Origin of the sequence: Streptococcus infantis SPAR10 (genome assembly GCF_000279535.1) — a bacterium.
In the GTDB taxonomy this organism is placed as follows: Bacteria; Bacillota; Bacilli; order Lactobacillales; family Streptococcaceae; genus Streptococcus; species Streptococcus infantis_I.
The window spans coordinates 270,015-285,938 of the sequence record NZ_ALCH01000004.1; the positions used below are offsets into that span (position 1 = coordinate 270,015).

Sequence of the window (15,924 nt, forward strand, 5' to 3'; positions counted from 1 at the left end):
TGGAGAGGGGACACAGGATGAATTTTCAGCAATTATCTAATCTTCAATACTGGTCTAGTTTGTTTTCCAGTCCTTGGAGTATTGCGATAAATGTGATTGATATTCTAATCGTCGCTTATATCTTATATCAATTTACAAAATCAATTGCAGGAACCAAGATTATGATTCTGGTTCGAGGCGTTTTAGTTTTTATCTTAGCTCAGATTGCGGCTAATTTTTTGGGCTTGACGACTATTTCCTGGTTGATTAACCAATTGATTACCTATGGAGTTATCGCAGCGGTTGTTATCTTTTCTCCAGAAATTCGGACAGGTTTGGAACGATTAGGTCGAGCTACGGACTTCTTTACAAATACTCCTATGAGTTCAGAAGAGCAGATGGTACAAGCTTTTGTAAAATCGGTTGAGTATATGAGCCCGCGAAAGATTGGAGCTTTGGTAGCTGTTCAACGTGTGAGAACCTTGCAGGAGTACATCGTTACAGGAATTCCTTTGGATGCAAAGATTTCTGCTGAGTTATTAATTAACATCTTTATCCCTAATACGCCTCTCCATGACGGTGCAGTCATTATCAGTGGAGATCGGATTGCAGTAACTTCTGCCTATTTACCACTGACTGAAAACACAGGTATTTCCAAAGAGTTCGGAACTCGTCACCGTGCAGCCATAGGTTTATCAGAAGTTTCAGATGCCCTTACTTTTGTTGTATCTGAAGAAACTGGAGGTATATCCATCACCTATAACGGTGTCTTCAAACATGATCTAAGTTTGGAAGAATTCGAGGAAGAACTACGTCGTATTCTGATACCTAAGGATGAACAAGAACTAAGCTTAAAAGAACGTCTATTAGGAGGCTGGAATAATGAAAAGAAATAGTCTTTATATCATCTCCTCACTCCTCTTTGCATGTGTCCTGTTTATCTATGCAACATCAATCAATTATCAAAACAATACCAACGCAAGACAAACGAAAACTGAAACCTATACCAATACAGTAGTCAATGTACCGATTGATATTCAATATGATAGTGATCAATATTTTATCAGTGGTTTTAGCTCAGAAGTAACGGTATTTTTGACGGGTTCAAATCGAGTCACCTTGGCTAGTGAGATGAAAGAGAGCACTCGTAAATTTAAAGTGACTGCTGATTTGACCCAGGCTACAGAAGGAACGATTGAAGTTCCCTTGACCATTGAAAATCTTCCAAGTGGTTTGACAGCTGTAGCAACACCACAAAAGATCACAGTCAAGGTTGGTAAGAAAGTTACTCGAGATAATGTACCTGTTGTACCTCAAATTGATTCTAGTCAAATTGATGAGAAGATTATAATCGAACGTGTTACTGTTTCTGATGAAAAAGTTTCAGTAACTAGTGATGAGGATACACTATCTAAGATTGATCGGATTGTTGCAGTTTTACCAACGAGTGAACAGATTACAGGGAACTATTCTGGATCAGCTCCTTTGCAAGCTGTTGATAAAAATGGAGCTGTCTTACCAACAGTGATTACACCTTTTGAAACTACTATGAAAGTAACGACCAAAGCTGTCAGAACAACAAGTGGCACAACCACAACAAGTAATACTTCCTCTACTGAAAACTCTTCAACGACAGCAGCAGAGACGAAGTCAGAATCTTAAAATAAACATTAAACTAGAAAAGGAATGATGAAATGGGTAAATATTTTGGAACGGACGGAGTCCGAGGAGAAGCAAACGTAGAATTAACGCCAGAATTGGCTTTTAAATTGGGTCGCTTTGGAGGATATGTCCTCAGTCAACATGCGACAGAAGCACCTAAGGTTTTTGTTGGACGCGATACACGTATTTCAGGGGCAATGTTAGAAGCAGCCTTGATTGCTGGTCTTCTTTCTGTGGGAATTCACGTTTATAAACTTGGTGTACTTGCTACACCTGCAGTAGCATATTTGGTGAAAACTGAAGGAGCGAGCGCAGGTGTCATGATTTCAGCTAGCCACAACCCAGCCCTTGATAACGGGATTAAATTCTTTGGTGGAGATGGCTTTAAGCTAGACGATGACAAAGAAGCAGAAATCGAAGCCTTGCTTGACGCCAGTGAAGATACTCTCCCACGTCCAAGTGCTGAAGGATTAGGTACTGTTGTTGATTACCCAGAAGGATTACGCAAGTATGAAGCCTACCTGGTTTCAACTGGAACAGCTCTTGAAGGGATGAAGGTAGCCTTGGATACTGCAAATGGAGCAGCTTCTACAAGTGCTCGTCAAATTTTTGCAGATTTGGGTGCTCAAATCACTGTCATTGGAGAAACTCCAGATGGTTTGAACATTAACTTGAATGTTGGTTCGACTCATCCAGAAGCCTTGCAAGAACTTGTAAAAGAAAATCAATCTGCCATTGGTTTAGCCTTTGATGGGGACAGCGATCGTTTGATTGCAGTAGATGAAAACGGTGAGATTGTCGACGGTGATAAGATTATGTATATCATCGGTAAATACCTTTCTGAAAAAGATCAATTGGCACAAAATACAATTGTAACAACAGTTATGTCCAACCTTGGTTTCCACAAAGCCTTGGATCGTGAAGGCATTAATAAAGCTGTCACTGCTGTCGGAGACCGCTATGTAGTTGAAGAAATGAGAAAATCAGGCTACAATCTCGGTGGAGAGCAGTCAGGTCACGTTATCTTGATGGACTACAATACAACTGGTGATGGTCAACTTTCAGCAGTTCAATTGACTAAGATTATGCAAGAAACAGGTAAGAGCTTATCTCAATTGGCTTCAGAAGTAACAATTTACCCACAAAAATTGGTTAATATCCGTGTGGAAAACACCATGAAAGACAAAGCCATGGAAGTACCAGCTATCAAGGCTATTATCGATAAGATGGAAGAAGAGATGGCAGGTAACGGACGTATTCTCGTTCGCCCAAGTGGAACTGAGCCACTCTTGCGTGTCATGGCTGAAGCACCAACAACTGAAGAAGTAGATTACTATGTGGATACCATTGCTGAAGTTGTGAAAGCAGAAATCGGAATTTAGGAAAGTTAGCAGAAAATAAGAAAATATGTTACAATGTCAAAGTAAATTGTAACCATGGAGAATATGATGAATTTAAAACGTGAACAAGAATTTGTAAGTCAGTATCACTTTGATGCTCGTAACTTTGAATGGGAAAATGAGAACGGAATTCCTGAAACAAAGGTTGATGTGAACTTCCAACTACTTCAACATGACCAAGAAAATCAGGTGACTTCTCTCGTAGTTGTTTTGAGCTTTATGATTGTCTTTGATAAATTTGTTATCAGCGGTACCATTTCTCAAGTGAACCACGTTGAAGGTCGTATCGTAGATCAACCAAGTGACTTTAGTCAAGAAGAAGTTGAGACGCTTGCTCGTCCTTCTTTGGATATGCTAAACCGTTTGACTTATGAAGTAACGGAAATTGCACTAGACTTACCAGGAATTAATTTGGAGTTTTAAAAAAAATGAAATTAGCGGTCATAACAGACTCATCTGCTTTTCTACAAGCGGAAACCTTGCGGAAAGAAGATTTATTTGTGCTTGACATTCCTGTGAATATCGACGGACAGGAGTATGTTGAAGGTGTAAATCTAACCGCTCAAGAATTTTATGAAAAAATGGCTCGTTCATCTGAACTACCTAAAACAAGTCAACCAAGTATTGCAAAGTTGGATGAAATTTTATCATCATTAAAAGAAAAAGGATATACTCATGTTTTGGGTCTCTTCCTTTCTTCTGGAATCTCAGGATTTCACCAGAATATCCAGTATATGACGGATGAGTTTGAAGATCTATCCATTGCTTTTCCTGATACTCGTATTACAAGTGCACCACTAGGATTCATGGTGGAAAGTGTGTTTCAATGGTCTGAGCAGGGAGATGATTTCCAGTCTATACTAGATAAGTTAACCGAACAGATTGAAAATACTTCTGCCTTTATCATGGTAGATGACCTTGATCATCTGGTTAAAGGTGGTCGTTTATCAAATGGTGCAGCTATTTTGGGGAATCTTCTTAGCATTAAACCAATTCTATATTTCAATGACCAAGGTGTTATCGAAGTTTATGAGAAGGTTCGTACAGAGAAGAAAGCAACAAAACGTTTGGTTGAAATTGTCAAAGAAGAAACAAGTAATGGAAATTATCAGATTACTGTAATTCATGGGAATGCTCCTCAAAAAGCAGCAGACTTGCGTCAGCTTTTATTAGACGGCGGAGTAGCTACAGACATTTCAATTGCAACCTTCGGTAGTGTCATCGGGACTCACCTGGGAGAAGGAAGTATTGCTTTAGGTTATACACCAATCGTCTAGATTGTTTTTACAGGCTTTGTATCTTAAAATTGAACACGGACTATCTGCCTCTTGAAAAAAGATGCCTGTCTTGCCTTTCGCGGAAAGTCAGCGCCATTCCCTATTTTTCATGGGCAGCTAACGTCCTTTGTATCTTGCAATTGAACACGCCTGGAACCCTATGTGAAAAAGATAGTTCTTCCAAGGAGAAGAAACTCCTTGATCAGAACTCCTATTTTCACTTTGTGTTCTTGCAGGATTTGTATCTTAGATAGGAGTAAAGATGAGTATTCGAGTGATTATTGCTGGATTTAAGGGAAGAATGGGGCAAGCTGCTTGTCAGATGGTTTTGTCTGATCCTGAACTTGAACTAGTAGCTGTTTTGGATCCTTTTGAGTCTGCATCTGAGTGGCAAGGAATTCCAGTATTCAATGATAAAAATGACTTAGCCGGCTTTGATGCCCATGTTTGGGTGGACTTTACTACACCAGCTGTCGCCTATGAGAATACACGCTTTGCTCTTGAACATGGCTTTGCTCCAGTAGTAGGAACGACAGGTTTCACCAGTCAAGAAATCGAAGAATTAAAAGAATTGTCTCGTTTCAAAGGCTTGGGTGGATTGATTGCTCCTAACTTTGCCTTGGGTGCTGTCTTACTGATGCAATTTGCAGCACAGGCAGCTAAATACTTCCCAAATGTGGAGATTATTGAACTTCACCATGATAAGAAAAAAGATGCTCCAAGCGGGACAGCTATCAAAACAGCTGAGTTGATGGCTGAAGTTCGTGAGTCTATTCAACAAGGTGCTAGCGATGAGGAAGAACTCATTGCGGGAGCACGAGGAGCTAACTTTGATGGTATGCGAATTCATTCGGTCCGTTTACCTGGTTTGGTAGCTCATCAAGAGGTCATTTTTGGAAATCAAGGAGAGGGATTGACTCTGCGTCATGACTCCTATGATCGTAGCTCCTTCATGACAGGGGTGAATTTGGGAATCAAAGAAGTTGTCAAGCGTCATGAGCTTGTCTATGGATTAGAACACTTACTATGAAATTAACAAAAATGCCTTCTGAATTTCAGAAGGCTTTACCAGTATTAGAAAAAATTAAAGAAGCAGGATTTGAGGCTTATTTTGTGGGTGGCTCTGTTAGGGATGCCCTTCTTAACCGCCCCATCCATGATGTGGATATCGCGACTTCATCTTATCCAGAAGAGACCAAGCAGATTTTTCCACGCACAGCTGATATCGGCATTGAGCATGGGACCGTTTTGGTTTTAGATGGAGATGAAGAGTACGAAGTCACCACTTTTCGAACAGAGGATGTCTATGTAGACTATCGGAGACCAAGTTCTGTTTCTTTTGTTCGTTCACTCGAAGAAGATCTCAAACGCCGAGATTTCACAGTCAATGCCTTTGCCTTGGATGAGACAGGGAAAATCGTTGATTTATTTGATGGTCTCAGAGATTTAGAAAATCAAGTCCTGCGAGCTGTCGGTGTAGCTAGTGAACGTTTCAATGAAGACGCGCTACGCATCATGCGTGGCTTTCGTTTCCAAGCTAGTCTTGGTTTTGAACTCGAGCAAGAAACGTTTGAAGCGATGAAGGCCTTAACGCCACTCTTAGATAAAATTTCTGTGGAGCGCATCTTTGTTGAGTTTGATAAGCTTTTACTGGCTCCCTATTGGCGAGTAGGTTTATCTTCTATGATTGAGAGTCAAGCTTATGACTATCTTCCAGATATGGTAGGCAGTCAGGAGAAACTCCAGTCTTTGTTTGATTTAGAAAAAGATTTTACTTTTGAATCTTCTGAGCAAGCTTGGGCAGCACTTTTATGGGTTTTAGAAGTGGAAGATGCTCAACAATTTTTGAAACATTGGAAGACTTCACGCCAATTTGCTAAGCAAGTACAGAATTTGCTGTCTATTTTGGCTCTCCGAGAAGAAGGGGAACTAGGTAACCGTGATTGTTACCGTTTTGATTTGGACTTGCTTCTACAAGCTGAAAATCTTCGCAGAGCTCAAGGGAAGGAAGTCAATCCACAAGCGATCACAGAAACCTACGAGAGCTTGACTATTCATGATAAGAAAGAGATGCAAATTAATGGTGGCATTCTCATCAAGGAATATGGCTATCATCCAGGTCCAGAATTAGGAGATGTTTTAGAGGAAATTGAGTACGCTATTGTGGATGGTAATCTAGATAATGAAGTGGAAGCCATTCATGCATACTTAAGGGAGAGAAAATGAGTGATTTTATCGTTGAAAAACTAAGTAAATCCGTTGGTGATAAGACTGTTTTTAAGGATATTTCCTTTATTATCCATGACTTGGATCGTATCGGTCTTATTGGGGTCAACGGAACTGGGAAAACGACCCTTCTAGATGTGCTTTCAGGTGTTTCAGGTTTTGATGGCGATATTAGCCCTTTTTCAGCAAAGAGTGATTACAAGATTGGCTACCTGACTCAAAATCCCGATTTTGATGATAGTAAGACTGTCTTGGATACTGTTTTATCCAGTGACCTCAAGGAAATCCAGTTGATTCGGGAGTATGAACTGCTTATGCTCAACTACAGTGAGGACAAGCAGGCGCGTCTAGAACGGGTCATGGCGGAGATGGATTCTCTCCAAGCATGGGAAATCGAAAGTCAGGTCAAGACTGTTCTCAGTAAACTAGGCATTCAAGAATTATCGACTCCTGTTGGGTCTTTGTCAGGTGGTCTTCGTAGACGGGTTCAATTGGCGCAAGTGCTTTTAGGAAATCATGACCTCTTGCTTCTTGATGAGCCAACCAACCATCTGGACATTGCGACCATTGAATGGCTGACACTTTTCTTGAAGAATTCCAAGAAGACCGTCCTCTTCATCACCCACGATCGTTATTTCCTGGATGCTCTTTCTACTCGAATTTTTGAATTGGATAGAGGTGGATTAACAGAGTATCAGGGGAATTACCAAGATTATGTCCGTCTCAAGGCTGAACAGGATGAGCGTGACGCAGCTCTTCTTCACAAAAAGGAACAACTTTACAAACAAGAATTAGCCTGGATGAGACGACAACCGCAAGCTCGTGCAACTAAGCAACAAGCTCGTATCAATCGATTCCATGACTTGAAAAAGGAAGTTTCAGATACTAGCCTTGAGACAGACTTGAGCATGAATTTTGAAACTAGCCGTATCGGTAAAAAAGTTATCGAGTTTAAGGATGTTTCCTTTGCCTATGACGATAAACCGATTCTGAAACATTTTAATCTTTTGGTACAAGCCAAAGACCGTATCGGAATCGTCGGGGACAATGGTGTTGGGAAGTCAACCCTTCTTAACCTTATTGCAGGAAAACTTGAAGCGACTGAAGGACAAGTTATCATCGGTGAAACAGTTCGTATCGCTTATTTCTCTCAACAAATCGAAGGTTTAGATGAAAGTAAGCGGGTTATCAATTACCTGCAGGAAGTGGCAGAAGAGGTTAAGACTAGCGGTGGTACTACGACATCCATTGCAGAATTACTAGAACAATTTCTTTTCCCTCGTTCAACACACGGTACCTTGATTGAGAAGCTGTCAGGTGGAGAGAAGAAGCGTCTGTACCTCCTCAAATTACTCCTTGAAAAACCCAATGTGCTTCTCTTAGATGAACCGACAAATGACCTAGACATTGCAACCTTAACGGTTCTAGAAAATTTCTTGCAAGGTTTTGCAGGACCAGTCTTGACAGTTAGTCATGACCGCTATTTCCTTGATAAGGTAGCAACTAAGATTCTTGCTTTTGAAGACGGGACCATCCGTACTTTCTTTGGCCATTATACAGATTATCTAGATGAAAAGGCCTTTGAAGCAGAAGCAGTAACACAAAGTCAAAAAGTTGAGAAGGAAAAAGTCGTCAAAGTTCGTGAAGAGAAAAAACGGATGACCTACCAAGAAAAGCAGGAGTGGGCAAGTATTGAAGGTGACATCGAAGCCTTGGAAAACCGCATCTCTTCTATAGAGGAAGAAATGCTAGCAAATGGTTCTGACTTTGGGAAACTAGCTACCCTTCAAAAAGAGTTAGACGAGAAAAATGAAGACTTACTGGAAAAATATGAACGCTATGAATATTTAAGTGAGTTAGTATAATGGAAGAAACAATTATTAAATGGAGTAGTAAGAAAATCGTCTTGAGCCTTATTCTTTACCTACTAGAATTGGCTCTTCTACTTTGGATCTTTTCGTTTTTGCTGAGCTATCCCGAAGAAGCACCTGCGGGATTGGTGGCTTTAATTCTCTTTATCGGTTTCTTAATCATCATCGTTGGCTTCATTTTGTATCAACATTTGCGACGGCTTTTTTCTGATAAAGAGTATTTGAAATGTACGGCTCAAGGATTTTCCTATAAACCATATCCAAAGAAAGACTGGCAGTTTTATTCCTGGGGACAGGTAGAAAAGTTTGCTCTCACGAGAATTAAGGGTAGTAGAAATGCAAGGGATTTTTATATGATTGAGGTTCAGTTTTATGACAAGGAACTTTTAAAATCCAACTTTTTCTGGTATCGTCTTCGAAGTAGATTTACAAGTTCAAAACATTCTAACGTTTTGAAAATCCCAATCTATTTGCTGGATGTTGGCTTACCAAAGAGAGTATTTGAAACCATGTCTTACTTTGAGCGAGAGTGGCGCATCCAACAGAATCGTCAACGGAATCAAACTTCTAAAAGCAAAAAGAAGTAAAGATTTCATTGAGCGAGAGAATCTCCGAATTTTATGAAGGGCTGAGGGGCTTTGGAACGATATTCCAAGGCTTCTTTCTATTTTGCTTTTCTAGGAATTATGGTATAATAAGGAGTAAAAACTTTAAAAGAAAGAAACGCTATGAACTTAAAAGATTACATTGCAAGTATTGAAAATTATCCACAAGAAGGAATTACTTTCCGTGATATCAGCCCATTGATGGCAGATGGAAATGCCTACAGTTATGCTGTTCGTGAAATTGTTCAATATGCTACTGACAAAAAGATTGATATGATCGTAGGGCCAGAAGCGCGTGGATTTATCGTTGGATGTCCAGTTGCTTTTGAGTTGGGAATTGGTTTTGCACCTGTACGTAAACCAGGGAAATTACCACGAGAAGTGATTTCAGCCGACTACGAAAAAGAATATGGTGTTGATACTTTGACCATGCACGCAGATGCTATCAAACCAGGTCAACGTGTTCTTATTGTAGATGACCTCTTGGCAACAGGTGGTACTGTTAAAGCGACAATCGAAATGATTGAGGAATTAGGTGGTGTCGTAGCTGGTTGTGCCTTCTTGATTGAGCTTGACGAGCTAAAAGGTCGTGAGGCAATCGGAGATTACGATTATAAAGTTTTGATGCATTATTAATGAAAAACAGTCCCTAGGGCTGTTTTCTCTTAATGATGATATAAAAAAAGGCTATATCTAGTTAGAGAAAAACTATAATTGAAAACTATATCTTCTTACAGTATAATAAAGGGAAGAAGTGTCATCAGCTGGATTTTTCCATTTGATGACAGTCAGGTTACTTGAGTCCAGTATGATACAGTTAGGAGATTTCCATGCCGATTCGAATTGATAAAAAATTACCAGCAGTTGAGATTTTACAAACAGAAAATATTTTCGTCATGGATGATCAACGGGCGGCTCATCAGGATATCCGACCCTTGAAAATTCTTATTTTAAATCTAATGCCGCAAAAGATTGTAACAGAAACTCAACTCTTAAGACATTTGGCCAATACTCCTCTGCAATTAGATATTGATTTCTTATATATGGAAAGTCACCAATCAAAAACAACTCGCTCAGAGCATATGGAGACTTTTTATAAGACCTTCTCGGAAGTCAAAGACGAGTATTTTGATGGCTTGATTATTACAGGAGCTCCAGTTGAGCACCTTCCATTTGAGGAGGTTGACTATTGGCAAGAGTTTACCCAAGTTATCGATTGGTCCAAGACCCATGTCTTTTCAACCCTGCATATCTGTTGGGGAGCACAGGCAGGTCTATACTATCGCTATGGTGTAGATAAATACCAGATGGAGCAGAAACTTTCTGGGATTTATCCTCAAGATGTTTTGAAAGAAGGTCATCTCCTATTGAGAGGCTTTGATGATTTATATGTATCCCCTCATTCTCGCCATACAGAAGTTCACAAAGAAGATATCCTGAATAAAACAAATCTAGAGATTTTAGCATCAGGAAAAGAGGTGGGAATCTCTATCCTTGCGAGTCGAGATTTGAGAGAAGTATATAGCTTTGGGCATTTAGAGTATGATCGCGATACGCTTGCAAAGGAATATTTCAGAGATCTAGATGCTGGTTTAGATCCACATATACCAGAAAATTATTTCAAAAATGATGACATTCATGAACTCCCATGTATGAGGTGGAGTTCATCTGCAGCTCTCTTTTTCAGTAACTGGGTAAATTATGCAGTTTACCAAGAAACACCGTTTGAGTGGAAGAGTGCGGAAGATGATGTGTCTCATTTTGGATATTTATAAGAGGAATTATGACATATTTAGATGCTTTCAAATCAGGAAACTTAGTGTTACCGAGTGACCTGCTCTTACATTACAATCAACTGTTCTCGTCAAGCGATGATTTCTTGGTTTGGCAGTTCTTTTACCTACAGAATACAACGGCTTTAGGTGAATTGTCTCCAAGTCAGATTGCTGAAAAAATCGGCAAAAATGTCACTGAAGTCAATCAAGCTATTTCACGATTGACTGAGAAAGGGTTGCTTCAATACCGAACCATTGAACTGAATGGCGAAATAGAAGTAATCTTCGATGCAACTCTTGCCTTGGAGCGCTTAGATCAACTGTTTGAAAAACAAGCTCCAAACCAGGTGCAATCTGCTCCAAATGATTTAAAGAGCTTGGTAGATACTTTCCAACAGGAGCTAGGTCGTCTATTGAGCCCATTTGAAATTGAAGACTTGGAAAAGAGTTTGAAAGAAGACGGAACTAGTGCGGATTTGATAAAAGAAGCCTTACGAGAAGCTGTTCTAAATGGAAAACCAAATTGGAAATATATCCAAGCTATCCTACGAAACTGGCGTCATGAAGGGATTAGGAGTGTAGCCCAGGTAGAAGCGAAACGTCAAGAGAGAGAGGCAACAAACCCTCAAAATGTTCAGGTTTCATCTGATTTTAAAAATGCCATGGATCTATGGAAAGACTAATATTTAGTAATAAAAAAAACTTGCCTATGGCAAGTTTTTTTGTGTTCTTAATAAGTAAGTCCCCAAACACTTACAGAACGTTCAGCAACTGGGAACTCACCATATCCTTCAGCATTAATAGTCACTTGGTCTGAATGGTTGCCAAGCAAATCAACAAAAGTATGATCAGCCCATTCTGGACCTACAAACATGGTTTTGTAATTCTCTTGAGCGTTTGAGATAAGAATGGCAAGAGGCGATTGGTTGTCAGCTCCAGAACGAACCCAACCGATACAATTAGGGTCATCAAAGTAGTCCGTCTGTTCTCCATAAGCCAAATCTTTTCGGATAGCTAGCAGACAGTCAAGAACTTCTTTAAAATCTTGCTGAGCATATTGACCAGAGATACCATAGTAGTCTCCGTAAAAGACACAAGGGAGACCCTGCTCGCGTAAAAGAATAAGAGCATAGGCTGCTGGTTTAAACCATTCTTCTACAGTAGATTCTAAAGCTTGTCCTCGTTGAGTATCATGGTTTTCGACAAAGGTTACAGCCTTATCTGGTTTGATTTGAACCAGACTATCATTAAAGATGGTACGCAAATCGTAGTCTGCACCAGCTTGGCTTGCTTCAAAGAGATTCATATGGAGTCGGACATCGACAAGGTCAAAGCGCTCTTCAATCTTTTCGAGATAGTCAAGGTTGGCATCCTTATCTGGATTCCAGAATTCTCCAAAGACATAGAAGTCTTGTCCATATTTCTCTTTGATGTCACGAATGAAATTACGCATAAAGAAGGAATCGATATGCTTGACAGCATCTAAGCGAAAACCAGCTACGCCAGTCGTTTCCATGAACCAATCAGCCCAATCGTAGATATTTTGTATCACTTCAGGATGTTTAAAATCTAAGTCCGCATACATGAGGTAGTCATAGTTACCATTTTCGTTATCGACTAATTCTTCGTGGGCCCACCCCTTATTATCTCCCTGGATAAGGTAGATACCAGACTTCCGTCTTTTAGCATCGTAGTCAGTTCCAGTGAAATGGTACCAGTGCCAGTGGAAGTCATTGTAGGTGTTTTGTCTTCCATCAAAAGTAAAGTTTGTCCAACCATTGATGGTAAAAGGTTCTCCAAGTTCAATTGTGCGATCTTCTGGGTCGACTTCAATAACCTGGAAGGATTCTAAACGGTCTGCAGCTGCCTTGTGGTTTAAGACGACGTCAGCCATAGGTTGAATCCCATGTGATTTAAGTGTTTGAATGGCTTGAAGATAGTCTTCTCTGAAACCGTACTTGGTACGCACAGTTCCTTTTTGATCAAATTCACCGAGGTCAAAAAGGTCATAGACACCATAACCGACATCTTTTTCGTTGGTAGCTTTAAAGGCAGGTGGCATCCAGACGTGGCTAATTCCTAGATTTGCAAGGCGCTCAGCATCATCGGTAAGTCGCGTCCAGTGTTGTCCATCGTGGGGAAGGTACCACTCAAAATATTGCATTAGGGTTTGATTTTTCATAGATAGTCCTCATACTTAACAATTTGAGAATCATTTTACCACAAAGCAAGCAAATGAGCAAAAGTTTGCGCTACAAAAATAGACCTCAGTATGTGAATGTCTATTTTTACGGTAATAGAATGAAATTTCTCAACACAAATGACCATTCTCATATAGTAATCAATCAAGCAGAAACGAAAAGCCTGGATAGTTCCTATGACATCAATGTAGAAATCACTTTCTATTTTGTGAATTTTCAACAAATTTGATATAATTGTATCTATGAATAAAGTATTCGTCAGTCGGCGTGTCGAAAAAAAGCTCCGCAAAGGTCAGGTTCTTTTGGAAGAAGTTGATTTTCCAGACTTATCTGAAACTGATCAGGAAGTTGAACTTTTCAGCCAAAGCAAAGAATTTTTAGGGAAGGCTTATTTATCTCGTCAAAATAAGGGAATTGGTTGGTTTGTAACCAACCAGAACATTTCTTTTAAACAAACCTTCTTTGAAAGCTTGTTTGAAAAAGCAAAACAAAAACGTTCTTCCTACTATCAAGATGAGTTGACAACTGCCTTTCGTTTGTTTAATCAAGAAGGCGATGGATTTGGTGGAATGACGCTGGATCTCTATGGAGATTATGTTGTCTTTTCCTGGTATAACTCCTATATCTATGGAATTCGCCAAGAGATTATTGCAGCCTTCTCTCAGGTATTCCCGGAAGTCTTAGGTGCCTATGAAAAGATTCGCTTTAAAGGTCTAGACTATGAGTCTGCTCATATCTATGGTCAAGAAGCAGCTGAATATTTCACTGTTCTTGAGAATGGAGTCTTGTACCAAGTATTTATGAATGATGGTCTTATGACAGGGATTTTCTTGGATCAGCATGAAGTTCGTGGGAGCTTAGTTGATGGTTTAGCAATGGGGAAATCCTTACTCAATATGTTTTCCTACACAGCAGCTTTCTCAGTTGCTGCAGCTATGGGGGGAGCTAGTGAAACGACTTCTGTGGATTTGGCCAAGCGTTCAAGAGAACTATCAGAAGCTCATTTTCATGCCAATGGTTTGAGTCTAGACAATCATCGACTGCTTGTCATGGATGTCTTTGAATACTTTAAATATGCTAAAAGAAAAGGTTTAAGCTATGACGTGATTGTTCTGGATCCGCCTAGCTTTGCCCGAAATAAAAAACAAACATTCTCTGTAGCTAAGGATTATCATAAGTTGATTTCCCAAAGTCTAGAGATTTTAAACCCAGGTGGAATCATTATTGCTAGTACCAATGCGGCTAATGTTTCCCGTCAAAAATTCACAGAACAAATCGATAAAGGATTTGCAGGTAGAAAGTATCAGGTCCTTCATAAATATGGACTTCCAGCAGACTTTGTCTACAATGAAAAAGATGAAAGTAGTAATTACCTCAAAGTGATTACCATGAAGGTTAGTAAATGAAATTAATTGTTTCTGTCATGCCAAGAAGTATAGAAGAGGCTCAGGCTATTGATGTTATGCGGTATCATGATGCAGATATCATTGAGTGGAGAGCAGACTTCTTACCCAAGGAAGCTATCTTGCAGGTAGCGCCAGCTATTTTTGAAAAATTTGCAGGTCGTGAGCTTGTTTTCACTTTACGTACTCGTGCCGAGGGTGGTCAAATTGAGCTCTCTTCAGAAGAGTATGTTCAAATGATCAAGGAAGTGGCACAGCTTTATCAACCAGATTATATTGATTTTGAGTATTTTAGCTACAAGGATGTTTTTGATCAGATGTTGGACTTTCCAAATCTCGTCTTGAGCTACCATAACTTCCAAGAGACACCTGAAAATCTAATGGAAATATTGTCTGAGTTAACAAGTTTAAATCCTAAAGTTGTGAAAATAGCTGTTATGGCTAATACAGAACAAGATGTGTTGGATCTGATGAACTTTACACGTGGCTTTAAAACACTGAATCCTGAACAAGAATATGTAACGATTTCTATGGGAAAAGTGGGCAAGGTCTCTCGTATTACTTCAGATGTGACTGGTTCTAGTTGGTCTTTTGCAAGTCTAGATGAAGCTAGTGCTCCAGGACAAATTTCACTATCTAGCATGAAAAAAATTAGGGAGCTTCTAAATGAAGATTGATGGCTACACACGTTTAGCAGCTGTAGTCGCAAATCCTATCAAACACTCCATTTCTCCCTTTATTCACAATAGCGCTTTTGAAGCAACCAATACCAATGGTGTTTATCTTGCTTGGGAAGTAGATGCGACTGAACTAGCAGAAACAGTTGCTAATATTCGTCGCTACCAGATGTATGGAATCAATCTTTCCATGCCTTACAAGGAACAAGTGATTCCTTATCTGGACCAGTTGAGCGAAGAGGCTTGTTTAATTGGTGCAGTTAATACAGTTGTGAATCGAGAAGGAACATTAATTGGATATAACACAGATGGCAAGGGATTCTTTAAGAGCTTGCCTTCTTTTAAAATATCAAGGAAAAGACTGGTTTTGTTAGGAGCAGGCGGTGCAGCCAAGGCAATTTTGGCACAGGCAATCTTGGATGGAGTGAGTCAGATTTCTGTCTTTGTTCGTTCTTCATCCATGGAAAAAACAAGACCTTACTTAGAAAAAATACAGAATACGACTGGATTTAGAGTAGATTTATTGGCATTAGAGGATGTTCAAGAGCTTCAAGACAGCATCACTCAAGCCGACCTCTTGGTTAATGCTACTAGTGTGGGCATGGATGGATTCTCTCAGCCGATCCCGACCAGCATCGTTTTACCAGAGAAGCTCTTGGTAGCAGATGTGATTTATCAACCCTTTGAAACACCGTTTTTAAAATGGGCAAGAAACCAGGGAAATCATGCTGTTAATGGCCTGGGCATGTTGCTTTACCAAGCTGCTGAAGCTTTTGAGTTATGGACAGGCAAGGAAATGCCAACAGATCAAATCTGGGAATTATTAAAACAAAAGTACCAATAAAGAA

The 15,924-nt window shown here is 39.8% G+C and carries 16 protein-coding genes; 15 read left to right on the forward strand and 1 reads right to left on the reverse strand.

Features of this window, described 5'->3' with window-relative positions:
* Window positions 1–17 precede the first annotated feature (17 nt).
* The 12 genes from cdaA (at window position 18) to SPAR10_RS06655 (ending at window position 11,478) form a co-directional block, all read left to right on the forward strand.
* On the forward strand, window positions 18–875 hold the full coding sequence (gene cdaA, locus SPAR10_RS06600; RefSeq protein ID WP_004252200.1) for a diadenylate cyclase CdaA: 858 nt from the start codon (window positions 18–20) through the stop codon (window positions 873–875).
* Complete coding sequence (locus SPAR10_RS06605; RefSeq protein WP_004252203.1) at window positions 862–1,641, forward strand: CdaR family protein; 780 nt, start codon at window positions 862–864, stop codon at window positions 1,639–1,641. The genes cdaA and SPAR10_RS06605 overlap by 14 nt, the downstream gene beginning before the upstream one ends.
* Window positions 1,642–1,673: 32 nt before the next feature.
* Entirely contained in the window at window positions 1,674–3,023 is a 1,350-nt protein-coding gene (gene glmM, locus SPAR10_RS06610; RefSeq protein ID WP_004252205.1) for a phosphoglucosamine mutase, read from the forward strand.
* Between the two features lie 66 nt (window positions 3,024–3,089).
* A complete protein-coding gene (locus SPAR10_RS06615; protein ID WP_004252208.1) occupies window positions 3,090–3,464 on the forward strand; it encodes a DUF1149 family protein in 375 nt (124 codons plus the stop codon).
* A gap of 5 nt (window positions 3,465–3,469) precedes the next feature.
* Window positions 3,470–4,318 carry a DegV family protein gene (locus tag SPAR10_RS06620; protein ID WP_004252209.1) on the forward strand — a complete coding sequence of 283 codons (849 nt, stop codon included), beginning with the start codon at window positions 3,470–3,472 and terminating at the stop codon, window positions 4,316–4,318.
* Between the two features lie 262 nt (window positions 4,319–4,580).
* Window positions 4,581–5,348: a 4-hydroxy-tetrahydrodipicolinate reductase gene (gene dapB, locus SPAR10_RS06625; protein WP_004252211.1), complete on the forward strand. Its 768-nt coding sequence runs from the start codon at window positions 4,581–4,583 to the stop codon at window positions 5,346–5,348.
* Entirely contained in the window at window positions 5,345–6,544 is a 1,200-nt protein-coding gene (locus tag SPAR10_RS06630) for a CCA tRNA nucleotidyltransferase (RefSeq protein ID WP_004252212.1), read from the forward strand. Before dapB ends, SPAR10_RS06630 begins: the two co-directional genes overlap by 4 nt.
* Window positions 6,541–8,409, forward strand: a complete 1,869-nt coding sequence (locus tag SPAR10_RS06635; RefSeq protein ID WP_004252214.1) for an ABC-F family ATP-binding cassette domain-containing protein — start codon at window positions 6,541–6,543, stop codon at window positions 8,407–8,409. The genes SPAR10_RS06630 and SPAR10_RS06635 overlap by 4 nt, the downstream gene beginning before the upstream one ends.
* Window positions 8,409–9,002, forward strand: coding sequence for a hypothetical protein (locus tag SPAR10_RS06640; protein ID WP_004252215.1), 594 nt, complete (start codon window positions 8,409–8,411; stop codon window positions 9,000–9,002). The genes SPAR10_RS06635 and SPAR10_RS06640 overlap by 1 nt, the downstream gene beginning before the upstream one ends.
* Before the next feature lie 141 nt (window positions 9,003–9,143).
* A complete protein-coding gene (locus tag SPAR10_RS06645) occupies window positions 9,144–9,656 on the forward strand; it encodes an adenine phosphoribosyltransferase (protein WP_004252220.1) in 513 nt (170 codons plus the stop codon).
* Between the two features lie 194 nt (window positions 9,657–9,850).
* A complete protein-coding gene (gene metA, locus SPAR10_RS06650) occupies window positions 9,851–10,795 on the forward strand; it encodes a homoserine O-acetyltransferase MetA (protein ID WP_004252222.1) in 945 nt (314 codons plus the stop codon).
* Between the two features lie 8 nt (window positions 10,796–10,803).
* On the forward strand, window positions 10,804–11,478 hold the full coding sequence (locus tag SPAR10_RS06655) for a DnaD domain-containing protein (protein ID WP_004252223.1): 675 nt from the start codon (window positions 10,804–10,806) through the stop codon (window positions 11,476–11,478).
* A 47-nt stretch (window positions 11,479–11,525) separates the two neighbouring features.
* On the opposite strand, the gene SPAR10_RS06660 is transcribed toward SPAR10_RS06655, so the two are convergent.
* Complete coding sequence (locus SPAR10_RS06660) at window positions 11,526–12,977, reverse strand: alpha-amylase (RefSeq protein WP_004252224.1); 1,452 nt, start codon at window positions 12,975–12,977, stop codon at window positions 11,526–11,528.
* A gap of 261 nt (window positions 12,978–13,238) precedes the next feature.
* Between SPAR10_RS06660 and SPAR10_RS06665 the strand changes: the two genes are divergently transcribed.
* Genes SPAR10_RS06665 through SPAR10_RS06675 form a run of 3 tightly spaced genes read left to right on the forward strand, consistent with a single transcriptional unit; the run spans window position 13,239 to window position 15,920 of the window.
* A complete protein-coding gene (locus SPAR10_RS06665; protein ID WP_004252227.1) occupies window positions 13,239–14,402 on the forward strand; it encodes a class I SAM-dependent rRNA methyltransferase in 1,164 nt (387 codons plus the stop codon).
* Window positions 14,399–15,076 (forward strand): type I 3-dehydroquinate dehydratase, encoded by a 678-nt coding sequence (gene aroD / locus SPAR10_RS06670; protein ID WP_004252228.1) that lies wholly within the window; start codon window positions 14,399–14,401, stop codon window positions 15,074–15,076. The genes SPAR10_RS06665 and aroD overlap by 4 nt, the downstream gene beginning before the upstream one ends.
* The gene (locus SPAR10_RS06675; RefSeq protein WP_004252230.1) at window positions 15,066–15,920 is read left to right on the forward strand and encodes a shikimate dehydrogenase; all 855 of its coding nucleotides are present in this window, start codon (window positions 15,066–15,068) and stop codon (window positions 15,918–15,920) included. The genes aroD and SPAR10_RS06675 overlap by 11 nt, the downstream gene beginning before the upstream one ends.
* Window positions 15,921–15,924 lie beyond the last annotated feature (4 nt).

What these genes read in the sequence shown, in the direction of transcription:
- SPAR10_RS06635 (WP_004252214.1), top strand. Translation starts at nt 6,541, where the DNA reads ATGAGTGATTTTATCGTTGAAAAACTAAGTAAATCCGTTGGTGATAAG.
- dapB (WP_004252211.1), top strand. Translation starts at nt 4,581, where the DNA reads ATGAGTATTCGAGTGATTATTGCTGGATTTAAGGGAAGAATGGGGCAA.
- glmM (WP_004252205.1), top strand. Translation starts at nt 1,674, where the DNA reads ATGGGTAAATATTTTGGAACGGACGGAGTCCGAGGAGAAGCAAACGTA.
- SPAR10_RS06630 (WP_004252212.1), top strand. Translation starts at nt 5,345, where the DNA reads ATGAAATTAACAAAAATGCCTTCTGAATTTCAGAAGGCTTTACCAGTA.
- metA (WP_004252222.1), top strand. Translation starts at nt 9,851, where the DNA reads ATGCCGATTCGAATTGATAAAAAATTACCAGCAGTTGAGATTTTACAA.
- cdaA (WP_004252200.1), top strand. Translation starts at nt 18, where the DNA reads ATGAATTTTCAGCAATTATCTAATCTTCAATACTGGTCTAGTTTGTTT.
- SPAR10_RS06640 (WP_004252215.1), top strand. Translation starts at nt 8,409, where the DNA reads ATGGAAGAAACAATTATTAAATGGAGTAGTAAGAAAATCGTCTTGAGC.
- SPAR10_RS06645 (WP_004252220.1), top strand. Translation starts at nt 9,144, where the DNA reads ATGAACTTAAAAGATTACATTGCAAGTATTGAAAATTATCCACAAGAA.
- SPAR10_RS06605 (WP_004252203.1), top strand. Translation starts at nt 862, where the DNA reads ATGAAAAGAAATAGTCTTTATATCATCTCCTCACTCCTCTTTGCATGT.
- SPAR10_RS06660 (WP_004252224.1), bottom strand. Translation starts at nt 12,977, where the DNA reads ATGAAAAATCAAACCCTAATGCAATATTTTGAGTGGTACCTTCCCCAC.
- SPAR10_RS06615 (WP_004252208.1), top strand. Translation starts at nt 3,090, where the DNA reads ATGAATTTAAAACGTGAACAAGAATTTGTAAGTCAGTATCACTTTGAT.
- SPAR10_RS06665 (WP_004252227.1), top strand. Translation starts at nt 13,239, where the DNA reads ATGAATAAAGTATTCGTCAGTCGGCGTGTCGAAAAAAAGCTCCGCAAA.
- SPAR10_RS06675 (WP_004252230.1), top strand. Translation starts at nt 15,066, where the DNA reads ATGAAGATTGATGGCTACACACGTTTAGCAGCTGTAGTCGCAAATCCT.
- SPAR10_RS06620 (WP_004252209.1), top strand. Translation starts at nt 3,470, where the DNA reads ATGAAATTAGCGGTCATAACAGACTCATCTGCTTTTCTACAAGCGGAA.
- aroD (WP_004252228.1), top strand. Translation starts at nt 14,399, where the DNA reads ATGAAATTAATTGTTTCTGTCATGCCAAGAAGTATAGAAGAGGCTCAG.
- SPAR10_RS06655 (WP_004252223.1), top strand. Translation starts at nt 10,804, where the DNA reads ATGACATATTTAGATGCTTTCAAATCAGGAAACTTAGTGTTACCGAGT.